This window comes from Rhodovulum visakhapatnamense, assembly GCF_004365965.1.
Classification (GTDB): domain Bacteria; phylum Pseudomonadota; class Alphaproteobacteria; order Rhodobacterales; family Rhodobacteraceae; genus Rhodovulum; species Rhodovulum visakhapatnamense.
Window position 1 is genome coordinate 21,650 of sequence record NZ_SOEB01000001.1, and the last position, 17,946, is coordinate 39,595.

The 17,946-nt window shown below is 67.6% G+C and carries 18 protein-coding genes; 9 read left to right on the top strand and 9 right to left on the bottom strand.

Going from position 1 to position 17,946, the window contains the following annotated elements; genetic code table 11:
• The first annotated feature begins 27 nt into the window (after window positions 1-27).
• Window positions 28-1,239, top strand: coding sequence for a DNA polymerase IV (gene dinB / locus EV657_RS00125; RefSeq protein ID WP_134076774.1), 1,212 nt, complete (start codon window positions 28-30; stop codon window positions 1,237-1,239).
• A gap of 354 nt (window positions 1,240-1,593) precedes the next feature.
• Here the strand turns inward: dinB and EV657_RS00130 are convergent, their stop codons facing one another.
• On the bottom strand, window positions 1,594-3,276 hold the full coding sequence (locus EV657_RS00130; protein ID WP_134076775.1) for a class I SAM-dependent methyltransferase: 1,683 nt from the start codon (window positions 3,274-3,276) through the stop codon (window positions 1,594-1,596).
• 81 nt (window positions 3,277-3,357) lie between these two features.
• On the bottom strand, window positions 3,358-5,316 hold the full coding sequence (parE, locus tag EV657_RS00135; protein ID WP_134076776.1) for a DNA topoisomerase IV subunit B: 1,959 nt from the start codon (window positions 5,314-5,316) through the stop codon (window positions 3,358-3,360).
• A gap of 258 nt (window positions 5,317-5,574) precedes the next feature.
• Here parE and ppk2 point away from each other — a divergent pair, with 258 nt between their 5' ends.
• The 3 genes from ppk2 (at window position 5,575) to EV657_RS00150 (ending at window position 8,679) form a co-directional block, all read left to right on the top strand.
• Window positions 5,575-6,591, top strand: coding sequence for a polyphosphate kinase 2 (gene ppk2, locus EV657_RS00140; RefSeq protein ID WP_134076777.1), 1,017 nt, complete (start codon window positions 5,575-5,577; stop codon window positions 6,589-6,591).
• A 64-nt stretch (window positions 6,592-6,655) separates the two neighbouring features.
• A complete protein-coding gene (locus tag EV657_RS00145) occupies window positions 6,656-7,261 on the top strand; it encodes an SAM-dependent methyltransferase (RefSeq protein ID WP_134076778.1) in 606 nt (201 codons plus the stop codon).
• Window positions 7,262-7,320: 59 nt separating this feature from the next.
• Window positions 7,321-8,679, top strand: coding sequence for an MATE family efflux transporter (locus tag EV657_RS00150; RefSeq protein WP_113668280.1), 1,359 nt, complete (start codon window positions 7,321-7,323; stop codon window positions 8,677-8,679).
• 41 nt (window positions 8,680-8,720) lie between these two features.
• Here the strand turns inward: EV657_RS00150 and EV657_RS00155 are convergent, their stop codons facing one another.
• The gene (locus EV657_RS00155; RefSeq protein WP_075786151.1) at window positions 8,721-9,923 is read right to left on the bottom strand and encodes a pyridoxal phosphate-dependent aminotransferase; all 1,203 of its coding nucleotides are present in this window, start codon (window positions 9,921-9,923) and stop codon (window positions 8,721-8,723) included.
• An 89-nt stretch (window positions 9,924-10,012) separates the two neighbouring features.
• Here EV657_RS00155 and EV657_RS00160 point away from each other — a divergent pair, with 89 nt between their 5' ends.
• The 3 genes from EV657_RS00160 to EV657_RS00170 all read left to right on the top strand — a co-directional run bounded on the left by EV657_RS00160 (window position 10,013) and on the right by EV657_RS00170 (window position 11,264).
• Entirely contained in the window at window positions 10,013-10,417 is a 405-nt protein-coding gene (locus tag EV657_RS00160) for a helix-turn-helix domain-containing protein (RefSeq protein ID WP_075786150.1), read from the top strand.
• Window position 10,418: 1 nt separating this feature from the next.
• Entirely contained in the window at window positions 10,419-10,679 is a 261-nt protein-coding gene (locus EV657_RS00165; protein ID WP_113668282.1) for an FAD assembly factor SdhE, read from the top strand.
• A gap of 87 nt (window positions 10,680-10,766) precedes the next feature.
• Window positions 10,767-11,264 (top strand): MarR family winged helix-turn-helix transcriptional regulator, encoded by a 498-nt coding sequence (locus tag EV657_RS00170; protein ID WP_075786148.1) that lies wholly within the window; start codon window positions 10,767-10,769, stop codon window positions 11,262-11,264.
• Here EV657_RS00170 and EV657_RS00175 read toward each other — a convergent pair.
• The 5 genes from EV657_RS00175 to EV657_RS00195 form a co-directional block, all read right to left on the bottom strand.
• Window positions 11,258-12,013 (bottom strand): DUF1194 domain-containing protein, encoded by a 756-nt coding sequence (locus EV657_RS00175; protein WP_243627606.1) that lies wholly within the window; start codon window positions 12,011-12,013, stop codon window positions 11,258-11,260. The genes EV657_RS00170 and EV657_RS00175 overlap by 7 nt on opposite strands.
• A 3-nt stretch (window positions 12,014-12,016) precedes the next feature.
• On the bottom strand, window positions 12,017-12,718 hold the full coding sequence (locus tag EV657_RS00180) for a DUF1194 domain-containing protein (protein ID WP_134076779.1): 702 nt from the start codon (window positions 12,716-12,718) through the stop codon (window positions 12,017-12,019).
• The gene (locus tag EV657_RS00185; protein WP_075786146.1) at window positions 12,712-13,140 is read right to left on the bottom strand and encodes a VOC family protein; all 429 of its coding nucleotides are present in this window, start codon (window positions 13,138-13,140) and stop codon (window positions 12,712-12,714) included. The genes EV657_RS00180 and EV657_RS00185 overlap by 7 nt, the downstream gene beginning before the upstream one ends.
• A gap of 208 nt (window positions 13,141-13,348) precedes the next feature.
• Window positions 13,349-14,152: a VOC family protein gene (locus EV657_RS00190; RefSeq protein ID WP_243837448.1), complete on the bottom strand. Its 804-nt coding sequence runs from the start codon at window positions 14,150-14,152 to the stop codon at window positions 13,349-13,351.
• Between the two features lie 64 nt (window positions 14,153-14,216).
• Window positions 14,217-14,639, bottom strand: coding sequence for a DoxX family protein (locus EV657_RS00195; protein WP_113668285.1), 423 nt, complete (start codon window positions 14,637-14,639; stop codon window positions 14,217-14,219).
• 125 nt (window positions 14,640-14,764) lie between these two features.
• Between EV657_RS00195 and EV657_RS00200 the strand changes: the two genes are divergently transcribed.
• On the top strand, window positions 14,765-15,679 hold the full coding sequence (locus tag EV657_RS00200; protein WP_113668286.1) for a LysR family transcriptional regulator: 915 nt from the start codon (window positions 14,765-14,767) through the stop codon (window positions 15,677-15,679).
• A 13-nt stretch (window positions 15,680-15,692) separates the two neighbouring features.
• On the opposite strand, the gene EV657_RS00205 is transcribed toward EV657_RS00200, so the two are convergent.
• Window positions 15,693-16,304: an NAD(P)-dependent oxidoreductase gene (locus EV657_RS00205; protein WP_134076780.1), complete on the bottom strand. Its 612-nt coding sequence runs from the start codon at window positions 16,302-16,304 to the stop codon at window positions 15,693-15,695.
• Between the two features lie 388 nt (window positions 16,305-16,692).
• On the opposite strand from EV657_RS00205, the gene thyX reads away from it, so the two are divergent.
• The gene (gene thyX, locus EV657_RS00210; protein WP_134076781.1) at window positions 16,693-17,604 is read left to right on the top strand and encodes an FAD-dependent thymidylate synthase; all 912 of its coding nucleotides are present in this window, start codon (window positions 16,693-16,695) and stop codon (window positions 17,602-17,604) included.
• Window positions 17,605-17,946: the final 342 nt, after the last annotated feature.

Sequence of the window (17,946 nt, forward strand, 5' to 3'; positions counted from 1 at the left end):
TGGCGCGCAATCCGGGAGAGCGGGGCGATGGAGGTCGGCCATGGCGACGATCCGGCAACCGGGACCGATCCCGAGACCGATCCCGGGGGCGCCCCAGGGGCGGCAGCGGACCAGCGACGCATCATCCATGTCGACATGGACGCCTTCTTTGCCTCGGTCGAACAGCGCGACCGGCCCGAGCTGCGCGGCCGCCCGGTCGCGGTCGGGCATGGCCGGGCGCGGGGGGTGGTGGCGGCGGCCAGCTACGAGGCACGGGCCTTCGGTGTGCGGTCGGCCATGCCCTCGGTCACGGCTCTGCGGAAATGCCCCGAGCTGATTTTCGTGCCGCCCCGCTTCGAGGTCTACAAGGCGGTCTCGGCCCAGATCCACGCCATCTTCGCCGCCCATACCGATCTGGTCGAGCCGCTGTCGCTGGACGAGGCCTATCTCGACGTGACCGGGGCCTGTGCCGCCGGGCGCCCCGCCACCGGGATCGCCGAGGAGATCCGGGCCCAGATCCGCGCGGCGACCGGGCTGACCGCCTCGGCCGGGGTCAGCTACAACAAGTTCCTCGCCAAGCTCGCCTCGGACCAGAACAAGCCCGACGGGCTGACCGTCATCCCGCCCCACCGCGCCCAGGCCTTCGTGGCGGCGTTGCCGGTCGGGCGGTTTCACGGCGTGGGTCCGGTGACCGAACAGAAGATGCACCGTCTCGGCATCCGCACCGGCGCCGATCTTCGGGCCCGGAGCCTCGCGTTCCTGCAGGCCCATTTCGGGTCTTCGGCCGTGCATTATCACGCCATCTCGCGGGGGATCGACACGCGCCCGGTGCGGCCCGACCGGCGGCGCAAGTCGATCGGTGCCGAGACGACGCTGTCGGAGGATCTGCGCGAGTTCGGGGCGGCGGTCGAGGTGCTGCGCCGTCTGGCTGGGAAGGTTGCGCGGCCGGCCGCCGAAAAGCGGCTGTCCGGTCGGACGGTGACCGTGAAGGTCCGTTTCGCCGATTTCGAGCAGCTCACCCGGCGCCGCACCCTGCCGCGGCCGCTGGCCGGGGCCGAAGAGATTCTGGCGGTGGCCGAGAGCCTGCTGGAGGACCTCCATCCGTTCCGCCGTCCGGTCCGGCTGCTGGGTGTGACGCTTTCGGGATTCGAGCCGCCAGCGGGCGAGACCGGGCAGCAGCTCGATCTGTTCGATGCGGCAGAGGTGCCGCCGCAAGGGAGCGGCCGCGCCGGGCGTCTCACGGGGGTGCCTTCGTCCTGAGAGCGGCGCCCTTTATGCGGCCGGTTCGCCAGTCTGGAATGACCGCGAGGGCGGCCTGCGCCATTCTGTGTCGGGACCACACCCCTTTGGGCCCGGCCGAGGCGACAGACCCCCGGAGGGGTGACGCACCCCGGCGACGGGTGCGTCCGGCGGGTGCGGCCGGGGGGCCAGACCGCACTGCCGGGCTGGGTCCGGGCAGACCGGCCTTGTCCGGTTCGCCTCCTTTCCGAGGCACGCCGGACAAGGGGCGCGCGTGTCGCCCCGTTGGACCCGGGGCGACGCCTTTCCTTCCGCAGGACAAGCTTTTCTGTCCCGCGTTTGCCGCAGCCGGGCACACGGCCCGCCTGGGCCCGCCTAGGCCGGGCTGACGGCAGAGGGCGCAGCCTTGCGGCACGAAAGCCGGTACATGCCCCGAAAGGTCTCGGGGTGGCGGTCCTCGAACCGGCCCCAGGCCGCGAGATCGGTGCCGGTGGGATCGTCGGGCGTCTCGGCGCGATAGCGCTGCATGATATCCGCGTCGAGCCCGGAAAAGCCCAGGAATTCCAGGCCGTTCCGATCCAGCATCTCGGCCAGTTCAGAGGTGGTGTAATCGCGTTCCTGCACGTGAAAGATCAGGTCGCGCAGTTCCGAAGTCGCGTAAAAGTCGCGAAAGCTGCAAAGCTCGGGCGCTTCGGCATAAAGCCGGTCGAGGAAGAAATCTCGCCGGAAGGCCCGCATGCCTTCAAGATCGGGACGATAGCCGACCGTGGCGATGCGGCTGCGCATCGCGATCACGGCCCGGCGGGCGAGGCGGCTGTAAAGACCCAGGCGCAGGAACCCGCCAGGACGGAGCGCCTTGACCAGAACCGCAAGGCCGGCCTCGGGGTCGCGCATGTGGTGCAGCACGCCCATCGCCTCGATCAGCTCGAAGGCGTCTTCGAGCCCGTCGAGCTTGAGGATGTCGGCATGGGCAAAGCCCAGGTTCTCGACGCCGCGCGCCCGCGCCTCGCGCGAGGCATAGGCCAGGCTTGCCCGGCTGAGGTCGATGGCCAGCACCGTCGCGCCAGTCAGGCTCAGGGCCAGCGAGATGGGATGCTGGCCGGTCCCGCAGCCCGCCACCAGCACCCGGGCCTGCGCGGGGGCAGAGGCGGTCAGGGCGGGAGCGAGCGCAAGCTCTCTGCTCAGATAGGTCTTGAAATCGACCGGTGTGCGGCGGCCCAGGTGGCGCCAGCGCGGATAGGGATTTTCCTCGTATTGCGCCTGGACGGCGGCCGAGGTGGCATCCTCGATCGCGGTCAACGTCTCGATCCGGGGGATCAGGGCCTCTTCCTGCAGCCGGTCGAAGACCAGCAGCCGCAGCGTCGGGTCGAGCCTCTCGAGCCCCTGCGCCGCCTGCAGCGCGACCCAGGCGCGCAGCGCGGGGATGCGGTCGAGCGGCCGGTAGGCGCCCAGCACGAAAAGCGGCAGCGCCGGAACGTCCGCGCCTTGGGCAATGGCAGTCTCGACCTGGTGCTGGACCGTTTCAAGCGCCGCGGTTTCGGCCTCGGCCTCGAGCCAGATGTATTCGCAGGTAAAGCTGTGCCGCGCCAGCGCCTCGGCCAGCGCGATCTGTTGGGCCGACACCGCACGGCCATCCCTCGCGGCCTCAAGCAGGTCGCGGCGGAACGCGATCAGGAAGGGTTCCAGCGCGAGGCTGACGTTGAGCCGGTGATAGAGATGGGCGATGGTCAGGTTCAGAAGACCCGGCGGCACGTCGACTTTTCCGTCGGCCTTGTCTGCGGCCGCCATGAAACGCCCGGCCAGATAGGCCGAAGCGAAGCTCTGGATGGTCAGATTGCAGACCGAGGGTTCGGCCAGAGCCCGGGCCAGCGCGGCCTCGAACCGGGCGGACCGGGCGCGTTCCATGTCCGCCTTGGCCAGCGTCGCGACGAAGGCGCGCAGCGCGGCCGGGTCGGACGGTGCGCGGTCGAGTGCCGCAAGCGCCGCCGATACGCTTCCGCGCGGCGGTTTCGCCCCAACCCGGGCGCGGCTTGGGATGGGTCTGGTATGGATCGACATGGGCGGTTTCTGTCCTTTGACGATATCGCCGCCAGATGACCACCGTGCGGTTAAAACCGCGTGTATTCCGGCCCGCCCGGGCTAGACATCGACCTCGTCGACGAAACGGGCATTTTCCTGGATATACTGAAAGCGCAGCTCGGGTTTCTTGCCCATCAGCCGTTCGACCAGATCGGCGGTCTCGCCGGGTTCGTCCTCGTCGATCGAGACCCGGATCAGCTTGCGCGAGGCCGGGTCCATGGTGGTTTCCTTCAGGTCCTTGGCATCCATCTCGCCCAGGCCCTTGAACCGGCTGACGTCGATCTTGCCCTTGCCGCCCAACCCCTTGGCCAGCCACATCTCTTTCTCGGCCTCGTCCAGCGCGTAGATCCGTTTCGGCCCCTGGGTCAGGCGGAACAGCGGCGGGCAGGCGAGGTACAGGTGCCCCTGGTCGATCAGCGGGCGCATCTGGGTGAAGAAGAAGGTCATCAGCAGCGAGGCGATATGGGCGCCGTCGACATCGGCATCGGTCATGATGATGACCTTGTCATAGCGCAGATCGTCGATGTTGAAGCGCGTCCCCAGCCCGGTCCCCAGTGCCTGGGTCAGGTCGTTGATCTCGGCGTTGGAGCCCAGCTTGGACGAGGCCGCCCCCAGCACGTTCAGGATCTTGCCGCGCAAGGGCAGCAGCGCCTGGGTCTTGCGGTCGCGCGCCATCTTGGCCGACCCGCCCGCCGAGTCGCCCTCGACGATGAACAACTCGGTGCCGTCGCGGCTGGTGGCCGAACAGTCGACCAGCTTTCCGGGCAGGCGCAGCCGCTTGGTGGCCGATTTGCGCTGGGTTTCCTTCTCGGCCCGGCGGCGCAGCCGTTCCTCGGCCCGCAGCACGAGGAAATCGAGGATCGCCCCCGCGGCCTTGGTGTCCGAGGCCAGCCAGTTGTCGAAATGGTCGCGCACCGCACCCTCGACCATGCGCTGGGCCTCGGTGGTGGCAAGGCGATCCTTGGTCTGGCCGACGAATTCGGGCTCGCGGATGAAGGTCGACACGATCGCGCAGCCGCCCGTCATCAGGTCGTCGCGGGTGATCTGGGCGGCCTTGCGGTTGTTGGCCAGTTCGCCATAGGCCCGCAGCCCCTTCAGGATCGCCGACCAGAAGCCGGCCTCATGGGTGCCGCCCTCGGGCGTGGGGATGGTGTTGCAATAGGACTGGATGAAACCGTCGCGCGAGGGCGTCCAGTTGACCGCCCATTCGACCGAGCCGGGCTGGCCGAATTTCTCCTGAAAGCCGACCTTGCCCGCGAAGGGGCGGTCGGCATAGGTCGAGGCGCCTTCCAGCGTCTCGGTCAGGTAGTCCGACAGCCCGCCGGGGAAGTGAAACACCGCCTCCATCGGCGTGTCGCCGTCTGGAATGGCCGACTTCCAGCGGATCTCGACGCCCGAAAAGAGATAGGCCTTGGATCGGACCATCTTCAGCATCCGCGCCGGGCGGAAGCGGTGATGGCCGAAGATCTGTTCGTCGGCATGGAAGGTCACGGTGGTGCCGCGCCGGTTCGCGGTGGCGCCCAGCTTCTCGACCGGGCCAAGCGGTACCCCGCGCGAGAAATCCTGCGCGAACAGTTCGCGGTTGCGCGCCACCTCGACCCGAAGCCGATCCGACAGCGCGTTGACGACCGACACACCCACGCCATGCAGCCCGCCCGAGGTCTCGTAGGCCTTGCCCGAGAACTTGCCGCCCGCATGCAGCGTGCAGAGGATCACCTCGAGCGCCGACTTGCCGGGGAATTTCGGATGCGGATCGACCGGGATGCCGCGGCCGTTGTCGCGGATCGTCACCGAATGATCGACATGCAGCTCGACCTCGATCCGGGTGGCATGGCCCGCGACCGCCTCGTCCATGGCATTGTCCAGCACCTCGGCCACCAGATGGTGCAACGCCCGCTCGTCCGTGCCGCCGATATACATGCCGGGGCGCTTGCGGACGGGCTCAAGCCCCTCCAGCACCTCGATCGAGGAGGCATCATAGGTGTCCCGGCTGGCGCCGGAGAGCAGATCGTCAGGCATTCTTCGCTCTATCTTGTGGATGTGCGACAGCATCATCGCAGGTTTGGGGGGCGGGGGAAAGGGTGGCCTCTCCTTGCCGTGCTGCCCCGAAAGACAGCAAGTCTCACGCGACAAACCGGCTCGAAACAAAGCACCTTCCTCGATTTCGGGCCATTTATCGTGCGGGGTCAGGGTTTTGTAACCGTTTTTTGACTTTCTCAAACCGGAGCCCACCGTTTCGGGTTAGGCTTATTCCAGTTCCCCGGGAAGGAGTCGTGCATGGATCAGCTCACCCCGCCGGCGGCGCAGACATCTGCGGCGTTGCCCAAGACGGAGGAGGACGAGACGGGTCAGGCGCCCCTGCCGACCGTCGCAGAGCCTGCCGCCCCGGCGTCGGTCCCGCGCAAATCCACTCCGAAGGCCGCGCCGCCGGTGGCCACGGCGGCCAATATCGCGCATGCCTTCGAATCCGGCGAATATCCCTATCGCACGAAGATGTCGCGCCGCAGCTACGAGGCGCAGAAGGCCAAGCTGCAGGCCGAACTGCTGAAGGTCCAGCTCTGGGCGCAGGAGACCGGCCAGAAATTCGTGATCCTGTTCGAGGGCCGCGACGCTGCCGGCAAGGGCGGCACGATCAAGCGGTTCATGGAACATCTCAACCCGCGGACCGCCCGGGTCGTGGCGCTGAACAAGCCGACCGAGGAAGAAAAGGGCCAGTGGTTCTTTCAGCGCTATGTGCGCGAGTTGCCGACCGCGGGCGAAATGGTGTTCTACGACCGCTCCTGGTACAACCGGGCGGGGGTCGAGCGGGTGATGGGGTTCTGCACCCCGAACGACTATCTCGAATTCATGCGCCAGACCCCCGAACTTGAACGCATGCTGGTGCGCTCGGGGGTGCGGCTGTTCAAATACTGGTTCTCGGTGACCCAGGAAGAACAGCGGCGACGCTTCAAGTCGCGCGAGACCGATCCGCTGAAGCGCTGGAAACTGTCGCCCATCGACAAGGCCAGCCTCGACAAGTGGGACGACTATACCGAGGCCAAGGAGGCGATGTTCTTCTATACCGACACCGCCGACGCCCCCTGGACGATCATCAAGTCGAACGACAAGAAGCGCGCCCGGCTGAACTGCATGCGCCATTTCCTGCACGGGCTCGACTATCCGGGCAAGAACCCCAGGGTCGCCCATGCCCCCGACCCGCTGATCGTCGGCCGGGCCGAACATGTGATCCACAAGGCCGAGCATATCCTCGGCACTTCGCTGCATCCCGACCTGCGCAAGGGGCGCGAGGACTGATCCTGCCCGCCCGCCTTGCCCGCCCCGCCCGGCGCGCCATATCGGCGGGCAGGGGGACCTGCCGATGTGGAACGACCGATACGCCGGAGAGGACTATCTGTTCGGGACCGAGCCCTCGACCCTGCTGAGGCACGAGGCCGCCCGCCTGCCACCCGGCGCCGAGGTGCTGTCGGTCGCCGAGGGCGAGGGGCGGAACGCGGTCTGGCTGGCCGGGCAGGGGCACAAGGTGACTGCGGTCGAGGCCGCGCCCAATGCGCTGGCCAAGGCGCGGCGGCTGGCCGAGGCGCGCGGCGTGACGCTCGACCTGCGTGAGGCCGATATCGACCGCTGGGACTGGGCACCTGGCGCCTTCGATGCGGTTCTGGGCGTCTTCATCCAGTTCGGCGACCGCGCAGCCCAGGACCGGCTCTTCGCGGGGATGCGCCGGACGCTGAGGCCGGGCGGGCTGGTCTTGCTGCAGGGCTATGCACCGCGGCAGGTGGGCTATGGCACCGGCGGGCCCGGCGATCCGGCGCAGATGTATACCGAGCCGCTCCTGCGCGACCGCTTCGCCGGGTTCGAGATCCTGCTGCTGCGCGATTACGACACAGATCTTGCCGAAGGGCGGGGCCATTCCGGCCGCTCGGCGCTGGTCGAGATGGTTGCCCGAAAGCCGCGCCCGGAGGATTGAAACCGGGCGCTCCGGCGGGGCCTCTTGCCGGGCGCGCGGGGCGGCGATATGCCCCGGGGATGGCCTCCGTTTCGCCCCTTCCCCTGTCCGCGCATCTGCGCGCGACCCTCGTGCTTGGGCTGCCGCTTGTCGGCAGCCACCTCGCGCAATTCGGCATCTCGCTGACCGATGCGGTCATGCTGGGCTGGTACGACGTGGGCGCGCTGGCGGCCGAGGTGCTGGCAACCTCGTTGTTCTTCGTGCTGTTCATCGTGATTTCGGGCTTTGCCTGGGCGGTGATGCCGATGATCGCCACCGCCGCGGCGGCGGGCGACGAAACCCAGGTGCGGCGCGTGACCCGGATGGCGCTGTGGATCTGCCTTGGCGTCGGGCTGCTGAGCCTGCCGGTCTTCTTCGTCTCGGAACGGCTTTTCCTCGCGCTGGGCCAGACCGCCGATCTGTCGGCGATGGCGCAGGACTATCTGGCCATCGCCGGGCCGGGTCTTTTGCCCGCGCTGGTGGTGATGGTGCTGAAAAGCTATCTCTCGGCTCTGGAACGCGCCCGCGTCGTGCTGTGGATCACGCTGGGGGCGGTCGCGGTCAACGCGGTCGGGAACTACCTGCTGATCTTCGGCCATTTCGGCCTGCCCGAGCTGGGTCTGCAAGGCGCGGCACTGTCCTCTCTGATCGTGAACGTCCTGTCGATGGCGGCGGTGGTGCTTTACGCGCTCTTGGCCACGCCGGAACACGAGCTGTTCCGCCGGATCTGGCGCCCCGACTGGGAGGCGTTCTGGCGCGTCTTCCGGCTGGGCTGGCCCATCGGGCTGACGAGCCTTGCCGAGGTCGGGCTTTTCGTCGCCTCGTCTGTGATGATGGGCTGGATCGGCGAGGTCGCGCTGGCGGCGCACGGGATTGCCGTGCAGATCTCCTCGGCGATCTTCATGGTTCATCTGGGGCTGTCGAACGCGGCGACGATCCGGGCGGGCGCGGCGCTGGGGCGGGGGGACCGGACCGGGCTTTACCGCGGCGCGGTGGCGGCCTTCGGGGTGTCGGCCGTCGCGGTCGCGGTCTCGGTGGTGGCCTTCCTCGCCTGGCCCGAGGTGCTGGTGGGGTTCTTCCTCGACCCGGCCTCGCCCGACCGGGCGGCGGTCATGGCCGTCGGCACCGGGCTTCTGGCGGCGGCCGCGCTGTTCCAGCTGGTCGATGCGGCGCAGGTGATGGCTCTTGGCCTTCTGCGCGGGGTACAGGATACGCGGGTCCCGATGGTGATGGCGGGGATCAGCTACTGGCTGGTGGGGATGCCGGTCAGCTACGGGCTCGGGTTCGGGCTGGGCTGGGGCGGCATCGGCATCTGGCTGGGGCTCGCCTCGGGGCTGGCGCTGGCCGGGGTGCTGATGATGACCCGGTTCTGGTCGCGGGACTGGGTGCCCGCACGCTGAGAAAAAGGCCCGCCGCCCCGGAAGCGGCAGCGGGCGACTGTTCAGCTCAGGCTGGCGCAGAAGTCCTGGATCCGGGTGCAGGCCTCTTTCAGCGCCTCATCCGAGGTCGCGTAGCTGACGCGGAAGTTGGGCGACAGACCGAAGGCCGCGCCGAAGACCACGGCCACGCCCTTTTCCTCCAGAAGCGCGGTCGCGAAGACCTCGTCATTCTCGATCTTCACACCGGCGGGCGTGGTCTTGCCGATGCAGCCCGCAATCGAGGGGTAGACGTAGAACGCCCCTTCCGGCACCGGGCAGTCGATGCCCTCGGCCTGGTTCAGCATCTCGACCACCATGTCCCGGCGACGCTGGAACACCGCGTTGTTTTCGGCGATGAAATCCTGCGGCCCGTTCAGCGCCTCAAGCGCCGCCCATTGCGCGATCGAGGACGGGTTCGAGGTCGATTGCGACTGGATCTTGCCCATCGCCTTGATCAGGGGGGCGGGGCCCGCGGCATAGCCGATCCGCCAGCCGGTCATCGCATAGGCCTTGGACACGCCGTTGCAGGTCAGCGTGCGGTCGTAAAGCCCGGGCTCGACTTCGGCGGGCGTGCAGAATTCGAAATCGCCATAGGTCAGCTTTTCATACATGTCGTCCGACATGATGTGCACATGCGGATGCTTCATCAGCACGTCGGTCAGCGCCTTCAGCTGCGCGCGCGTGTATCCCGCGCCGGTCGGGTTCGAGGGCGAGTTGAAGATGAACCACTTGGTCTTGGGCGTGATCGCGGCTTCCAGCGCCTCGGGCGTGATCCGGAAGCCGTCTTCCATCCGGCCCTCGACGAAGACCGGCTCGCCGCCCGCAAGCAGCACCATGTCGGGGTAGCTGACCCAGTAGGGCGCGGGGATGATCACCTCGTCGCCGGGGTTCAGCGTCGCCATCAGGGCGTTGTAGAGGATTTGCTTGCCGCCCGCGCCGACGCTGACCTGAGAGGGCTCGTAATCCAGGCCGTTGTCGCGTTTGAACTTGGCGCAGATCGCCTTTTTCAGCTCGGGCAGGCCGTCGACGGCGGTGTATTTCGTCTCGCCCCGGTCGATGGCGGCCTTGGCCGCGTCCTTGATGTTCTGCGGCGTGTCGAAATCGGGCTCGCCCGCGCCAAGACCGATGACGTCCTTGCCCGCGGCCTTGAGTTCCCGCGCCTTGGTGCTTACCGCGATGGTCGGCGAGGGTTTCACACGCGCGAGTGTCGCAGACAGGAAGGACATGGTCGTCTCCGGTTTGAAGTTGGGATCGCTTTCTCATAGGGTGCCTCAGGACACCGTTCAAGCGGCTTTGCCGAAAGGAGCTTGCACCGATGGACACTTCCGAGACAGACGCCGCCGACTGGTATTCCGAGGATGCCGCGACCTTCGGCGACCGGGTGGTCGCCGCGCGCGAGGCGCTGGGCATGACCCAGACCGAACTGGCCAAGCGGCTGGGCGTCAAGCTCGAGACCGTGCGCGGCTGGGAGGACGATGTCTCCGAGCCCCGCTCGAACAAGCTGCAGATGCTGGCCGGCGTCCTGAACGTGTCGATCATGTGGCTGCTGAACGGGCATGGCGACGGGCTGGACGGGCCCGGCGAAGAGGCCGTCATCCCGGGCGACGTGCGCGGCATCCTGGGCGAGATCCGGGCGGTCCGGGCCGACATGGCGCGGCTTGCGAACCGGCTCGGCGTGCTCGAAAAGCGGCTTCGGCACGCATTGAAGGAGCATGGCTGAGATGACCGAGTCGACCGAATCCCGCCGCAAGCGGATGCATATCCGCGCCTGGCGGCGGGGCACCAAAGAGATGGACCTGATCCTGGGCCGCTATGCCGATGCCCATCTTGCCGCAATGGACGCCGCCGCGCTGGAGGCCTTCGATGCGCTGCTGGCCCAAGACGATCACGATCTTTATCAATGGGTTACGGGTCAGGTCGCGGCGCCGGACGAGTTCGCGCCGCTGATCGAAAGGCTCGTCGCACGCCCGGTGAACGGGTAGGGAATTCCTGCCTTTTCCACGTTTTAACCGAATATTCGCGACTCATTTCATATTCCTGTCCGGACACTGCGAACGGCGGAGACAAGTATGAGCATCCATTCCCCCATCCCGGAGGGCGATCATCGGGAAGTCATGACCGACTATCTCGAGGCGCTTTCCCTGGTCGAGCGGCTGCACCGGCTGCTGCTGGACGTGATCAAGGACGAGTTCGAACGCCTCGGCGTTCTCGAGCTGAACTCGGTCCAGGCCCTTCTGCTGTTCAATATCGGCGAAAACGAGGTGACCGCGGGCGAACTGAAATCCCGCGGCTACTATCAGGGCTCGAACGTGTCCTACAACCTCAAGAAACTGGTCGAGAAAGGCTACATGCACCATCAGCGCTGCGAGATCGACCGCCGCGCCGTGCGTGTCCGCCTGACCCCCAAGGGCCGCGAGATCCGCGAAGTCGTGGGCGGGCTTTTCGCGCGCCATGCCGAGGGGCTGGTCGCCCGCAACGTGGTCGACGATGACGGCCTGCGCGAGATCACCGCCGCGCTCAAGCGGATGGAACGCTACTGGTCGGACCAGATCCGCTACATCTACTGAGCCCGTCGCGGGCCCGGTCCCGGCCCTGACGGCGCCTGTCCGACGGCCATGGTCTGCAACTCGCGCAACAGCTTGCGCTCCATCGCGGCCTCGAAGTCGGAAAAGCCGCTGGCAACCTCGACGAAGGCGCCGGGGCCGCGGATCACCTCGGCCTCGAAATAGGCGACCAACTCGTCGAGTTCGGTTTCGGCCTGATCCAGCCGCAGGGACGAACCGATCCCGATGGCCAGCGCATTCACCGTCACCTCGCCGATCTCGACCGCCGCCGGACGCGGCCCCTCGTTCGAGCTTCCGTCGCCGGTCAGATCGAGCGTGGCCTGCCAGCACTGGGGCCGGTCGGCCAACAGGGCGGCGCCCCAGGTCAGGGCGGTGCCGATCGCCGTCGTCCGCGCCGCCGAATTGCGACCCGCGCGCCTCAGCGTGGCCGAGGCCTCTGCCAGCGCGGCCGGGCTGTCGATGACCGTCCAGGGCAGGATCAGCCGCTGGTCCAGCGTCCCGCTCCATTCATAGATCGCCAGCGCCACCGGTGCCGAGGGGATCTGCAGGAAGGCGGCCTGAATGTCGGGATGGATCAGCGCCGCGGCCAGCCCGTCGCGCTGCAGCCGGTATTCCTCGGCATCGACCGACCCCGAGACGTCAAGCCCGATGGCCAGCGCCTGGCGGCACTCGGCGGCACCGGCCGATGCGGGGGCATGCGCACTTCCCGCCAGCGCGACCAAGACCCGACACAGCCCCGGTCCCGCCCGCACCGCTCAGCCCCCGTCCCGGGGCAGCAGGCTGGTCCCGCCATAGACCCGCGCGGCCACCTCGCGCATCAGCTTGCGCCGGATCGCGCGTTCGAAATCGGAAAAGTCGCGGGCGGTCTCGACGAAGGCGCCGGGTCCGCGGATCACCCGGTCGCGGTAAAAGTCGAACACCTCGGCGTCGTTCGGGCTGCCGCCACCGATGGCCAGTCCGTTCACGGTGATGTCGCCGAAGGGAAAGCTGGCATAGGCCAGATCGGGGCCGAAACCGTCATTGTTGATGCCGTCGCCCGACATGTCGAGCGTGCGTTCGGTGCAGTCGGGCACGCTGTCGAACAGCCTGGCCCCGAAGGCCAGGCCAAAGCCCATCGCGGTCGGGAACGCGGCATAGGACCGGCGCGACCCCGCGATGGCTTCGGCTGCGCCCAGAATGGCCGACGGGCTTTCCAGCAGGCGCCAGGGCACCACCACGCGTTGCTGATAGCGCCCGCTCCATTCGTAGACCGCCAGCGCCACTGGACGGTCGGGCACCGACAGGATCGCGGCCTGGACTTCGGAGGACTTCAGCGCAGCCGCAAGTCCGGCCCGCTGCAGCGCGTCCTCGCCCGGATCGACCGACGAGGAAATGTCGAGAGCCAGCAGCAGGGCCAGCCGGCAGCCGGCCTCTGCCTGGATGGGCGCAAGCGCCAGAAGGGCGGCGAGCCTTACCAATGCCCCGTATTGGGCATGCTGGCCCAGGGCTCGGCCGGGGGCAGCGACTCGCCGATCTGCAACAGCTCGACCGAAATGTTGTCGGGGCTGCGCACGAAGGCCATATGCCCGTCGCGCGGCGGGCGGTTGATGGTGACGCCCGCTTTCATCAGGCGGTCGCACATGTCGTAGATGTTCTCGACCCCGTAGGCGAGATGGCCGAAATGGCGGCTGTCCGACGGCAGGCCGTCGTCTCCATCCCAGTTATAGGTCAGCTCGACCGGGCACTCCTCCTGTCCGGGGGGCGCCAGGAAAACGAGGGTAAAGCGGCCCTTGTCGTTCTCGATCCGCCGGGTCTCGGTCAGGCCGAGCAGCTGGTAGAAAGCCATCGATGCGTCAAGGTCTTTCACGCGGACCATGGTATGCAGGTAGCGAACTTTCATGCGTCTCTCCGTCTTGTGGGCTGCCATCTAGAACGGATCGGCGCGGCGGCGAGGGGCGGGCCTTTCCCGTGCGTCGCCTGGCGCCTTTGCCGCGCCGAAACGCCACCGCCCCGGTCCTGCGGTGACCGGGGCGGTGCGGCCGGGAACCGGCCTTTCGGTTTTGCGGGCTGAAAGGCCGACTGGGCGCCTTGGGTTTTGCGGGCGATCCTCAGGCCACGCGGATGCGGTTGCCCCAGGGGTCGTCGACCGAACGCCCGGAGCGGCTCGCGGCGGGGTCGGTTGCGGCCAGCACCAGTTCGGCAAGCCCGGTCGCATCGGCGGGCCGCATCCCGGCGCCCGCGCTGTTCCATGTATTGGTTGCCACATGGTGGTGATAGCCGCCGGTCGAGAAGAAGCTGGCCTGCGGGATCTCGGCGGTAACATCGAAGCCCAGCTCGCCGGCATAGAAGGCGCGGGCCTCGGGGATGGCGCCCACCTGCAGATGGACATGGCCGATTACCGTGCCCTCGGGCGCGCCGGTCCAGTGGCCCTCTGCGCGGCGGAGGCTGGCAAGATCGAGCGGCAGGGTATCCATCACCACGCGGTCGCCGTCATGCAGCCAGCTCGCGCGCGGCCGGTCGGCGTAGATCTCGATGCCGTTGCCCTCGGGGTCGCGCAGGTAAAGCGCCTCGCTGACCAGGTGATCCGAGGCCCCCGACATCCGGACCTTCCGCGCATGGGCATGGCGCAGCCAGCGGCCCAGATCGTCGCGGTGGGGCAGCAGGAAGGCGGTGTGGAACAGGCCCGCGGCATTGGGGTAGGGGCGGGCGGCCGCGTCGCGGCGCAGCTCGATTAGCGCGCGGCCGTCCTGGCCGAGGATCAGCTCTTCGCCCGAGCCGGAGATGCGGTCGAGCCCGAGGATGCGCTGGTAGAAGTCGCCGATCAGATCGAGGTCGCGGACGGTCAGGGCGACGCGGTCGATGGCGACGGGGGCGATCTTGGAAACGGTTTCGGAAACGGTGTTGGTGGTCACGGCAAAAGCCTTTCTCGAATGCGAGGAAGAGGGGCGCGGCCCGGCGGTCCGGGCCGCGTGGCGGTCAGATCGCGGTCAGGGCCAGGGCGCCGCTGCCCAGCAGGGCCTGCACCAGCAGGGTCAGGGTCCAGAAGGCCGGGTATTCCCAGCCGCCGTTCTGGTTGTTGAACCAGAATCCGTTGGCGCGGTGGGCGAACCAGCCCGCACCGGCGATCACCGGGATCAGCAGGATCGAGACGAGGCTGGTCCAGAGCCCGACGATCAGGGCAAGCCCGCCCAGGATCTCGGCAGCCATGGTCAGATAGGCAAGGACGCCGGGCAGGCCGAGCGAGCGGAAGAAGCCCGCCGCGCCCGCCGGTCTGAAGACGAAGATCTTCAGCCAGGCATGGGCGAGAAAAAGCGCGCCCAGAGCAACGCGAAGCAGCAGGGCGGCGACGTCGATGGCGGTGGCAGAGCCGAAGCCGAGGTCTTGAAGCAGAGTGGTCATGATCTGTGTCCCATTGCGGTGCCGCCAGTGGCGGCGTTGTGCGATGACCCCGAGATAGCGGCTTGCGATTGTCGCAGGAATGATATGAAACTGGGGAACACTATCGCCGAAATGGGGATAAAAGCATGGATCTGGTCGACGGACTCCGCACCTTCGTGGCTGTGGCCGAAAGCGGGTCTTTCACCCGGGCCGGAGAACAGCTGGGCATCACCAACAAGGTGGCCAGCAAATACGTGGCCGCGCTGGAAGAGCGGTTGGGGCACGTGCTTTTCTACCGGACCACGCGCGCGGTCTCGCTGACCCATGAGGGTACGAAATGGCTGCCCCATGCCCGCAAGGTCCTGGCCGCGCTGGAAGAGGCGGACAGCGCGCTGCGCGATCCGGCCGACGGGCTGTCGGGGCGGCTTCGGCTGACCTGCGGCACCACGATGGGCGAGCTGGTCGTGGCCGACGCGGTGCGTGGCTTTCTGGACGAAAACCCGGCAATGCAGGTCGAATTGCACCTGTCGGACGCGCTGGCCGATCTGGCGGCCGGCGGGTTCGATCTGGCGGTGCGGATCGGCATTCCACAGGATTCCAGCCTGAAGATGCGGCGGATCGGGACGACACGGCTTTGCGTGGCGGCCAGCCCGGCCTATCTGGCGCGGGCCGGGCGGCCGCAGCATCCGCGCGATCTGGAAGGCCATACGGCACTTCTGGACCTGAACGAGCACCCGGCGGGGCGCTGGCAGTTCCGGGATGCGAACGGTCCGCTGACCGTCACGGTCTCGGGGCGGTTCGCCGTCAACAGCGCCTCGCAGACGATCCGGGCCGCGCTGGCGGGGGAAGGCGTGATGCGGGCGCCCGACATCTTTCTTGCGCCGCATCTGGCATCGGGTGCGCTGGTCGAGCTGTTGCCCGGCCATGGGACGGCTGCACATCCTTTGAACCTGCTGACCTTGCCCACGGCCTTCCGGCTGGAAAAGGTCGATGCCTTCGCGGCGGTCCTGAAACGCCATCTCGCAGGTCTCGGCTCCGACACCCGGCACCCGGCACCCTGACGGGCGGGGGCCGTCAATAGCCGACGGTAAAGCGTTCGCGGCGATGCGCGGGCCGTTCCAGCTCGTCGACCATCGCGATGGCGTAATCCGCGAAGCTGATGCGGCTGCCATCCTTGCCGGTCAGAAGCCGGTCCTTGCCAAGGCGGAAGGTCCCGGTCCGCGCGCCCTGCTCGAACAGCGCCGGGGGCGACAGGAAGGTCCAGTCCAGATCGTCGGCCTTGCGCAGCATCTCAAGATAGTCGGCGCCCCGGGCGGCCTCGGGTTTGTAGGCTTCGGGGAAATCGGGCGTGTCGATCAACCGTTGCCCCGGAGCGATCTCGAGGCTGCCCGCCCCGCCGACCACCAGATAGCGCTTGACGCCCGAGACCCGAACCGCCGCCAACAGCGCGGGCAGGTCGGTCGCGGTGAAATGCACGGCCGAGATCGCGGCGTCATGGCCGGACAGAAGCCCGACGATCCGGTCCCGGTCATGCAGGTCGGCCGCCTCGGCGGTGACCCCGAGCAGCGCCGCGATCCGCTCGGGGTTGCGCGCGATGGCGGTCACCCGATGGCCCCGGGCCGACAATTCCTTGAGAATTTCCGAGCCCGCGTTCCCGGACGCCCCGACAAGAGCGACATTTGTCATGCGAAAGTCCTTTCCTTTGATCGTTTGTCGGGACCGAAGCCCGGCGGGCCTGAGGGAAGGTGCGCCGTACCGTTCTTGTTTTTGCGTGCGATCGGTACGGGACATGCTGGCCGGGGTCCGTCATGATGTCTTCTGTCCAGAGCCGCAGCGCCGCCGGGCATGGCATCAATATGGGCGCCGTATTGGCATAGAGTACGCCGCTAAATGCAGCCTTGGTGTTCGTTTATGACAGACAGTCGCGCGTGGCCGCGGTGGCTTTGACCGCTGTGGGCGTTGCAGGAAAGCCTCGCTGAGGACCCCGCGCGCCCTACTGCATGTCGCTGTTTTGTAGTCCGGCTTGCATAGATATAGTCTGGTCCGACTCACCTTCTGCCGGAAAGGACGCTTGATGCCCGTCACCGAGGACCAGCTTGCCGAGATCGAGGCGCAGCGCGCCGAGACCGCGCCCACCCGCCGTGTCGTGGCGCGCGGGATGGAAGAGCGTCTTTATACCCTGCATCCGGTGCTGGATCACGGCTTTGTGCGGGTGATCGACTACATGGGCGACGATGCCGCCATCTGTCAGGCTGCCCGGGTCAGCTATGGCCGGGGCACAAAGGCAGTCAGCAATGACGAGGGCCTGATCCGCTACCTGATGCGGCACTGGCACTCGACGCCCTTCGAGATGTGCGAGGTGAAATTCCACGTCAAGCTGCCAGTCTTCGTCGCCCGGCAATGGATCCGGCATCGCACGGCCAATGTGAACGAATATTCCGCGCGCTACTCGATCCTCGACCGCGAATTCTACATTCCCGCGCCCGATGCGCTGGCAGCCCAGTCGACGGTCAACCACCAGGGCCGGGGCGAGGTGCTTGAAGGCGAAGAGGCGGCCCGGGTTCTCGAGATCCTGAAAGCGGATTCGGCGCGCAGCTACGACAATTACGAAGCGATGCTGAGCCAGGACGGCCAGAGGGGGCTGGCCCGCGAGCTGGCGCGCATGAACCTGCCCGCGAACATCTATACCCAATGGTACTGGAAATGCGACCTGCACAACCTGTTCCATTTCCTGCGACTTCGCGCCGACAGCCATGCGCAATATGAAATCCGGGTCTATGCCCAGACCATGTGCGAGATCGTGGCCGACTGGGTGCCCCTGGCGTTCAAGGCCTTCGAGGATTACCGCATGGGCGGCGTCACCCTGTCGGCCCCGGCCATGGACTGCGTCCGTCGCATGCTGAAAGGTGAGCCGGTGACGCAGGAAAACTCGGGCATGTCGAAGGGCGAGTGGCGCGAGTTCGAGGCGGCGATCCTGTCGAACTGAGGCGCCTGGCGGTTCGTCCATTTTCCGGCCGGACGCGGATCGGGGCCGCGCGCAGGACCCGATTAGACAGGAAGGCGCGCCGGTTCCTCGGCGGGGACGTGGCCCAAGTCGCCGCCTGGGCACTCGGCCAGCCGGAGGCCCTTGCCCTGCGCCCGGCTTCCGGCGGGTCCGGTCCTCGGTCCGTCCGGACACCCCGTTCGGGTGTCGGAGGGGCGCAGTCGGTTCATGCGTCGGTCCGGAATGGGGGGGCGCGGCAGGCGCGTCCGGTCCCGGACTGGGGAGACTGTTCCCGAGCGGTCGAGACTGTCCCCGAGAGGTCAGTGTCGCGGTCAGCTGACCGGC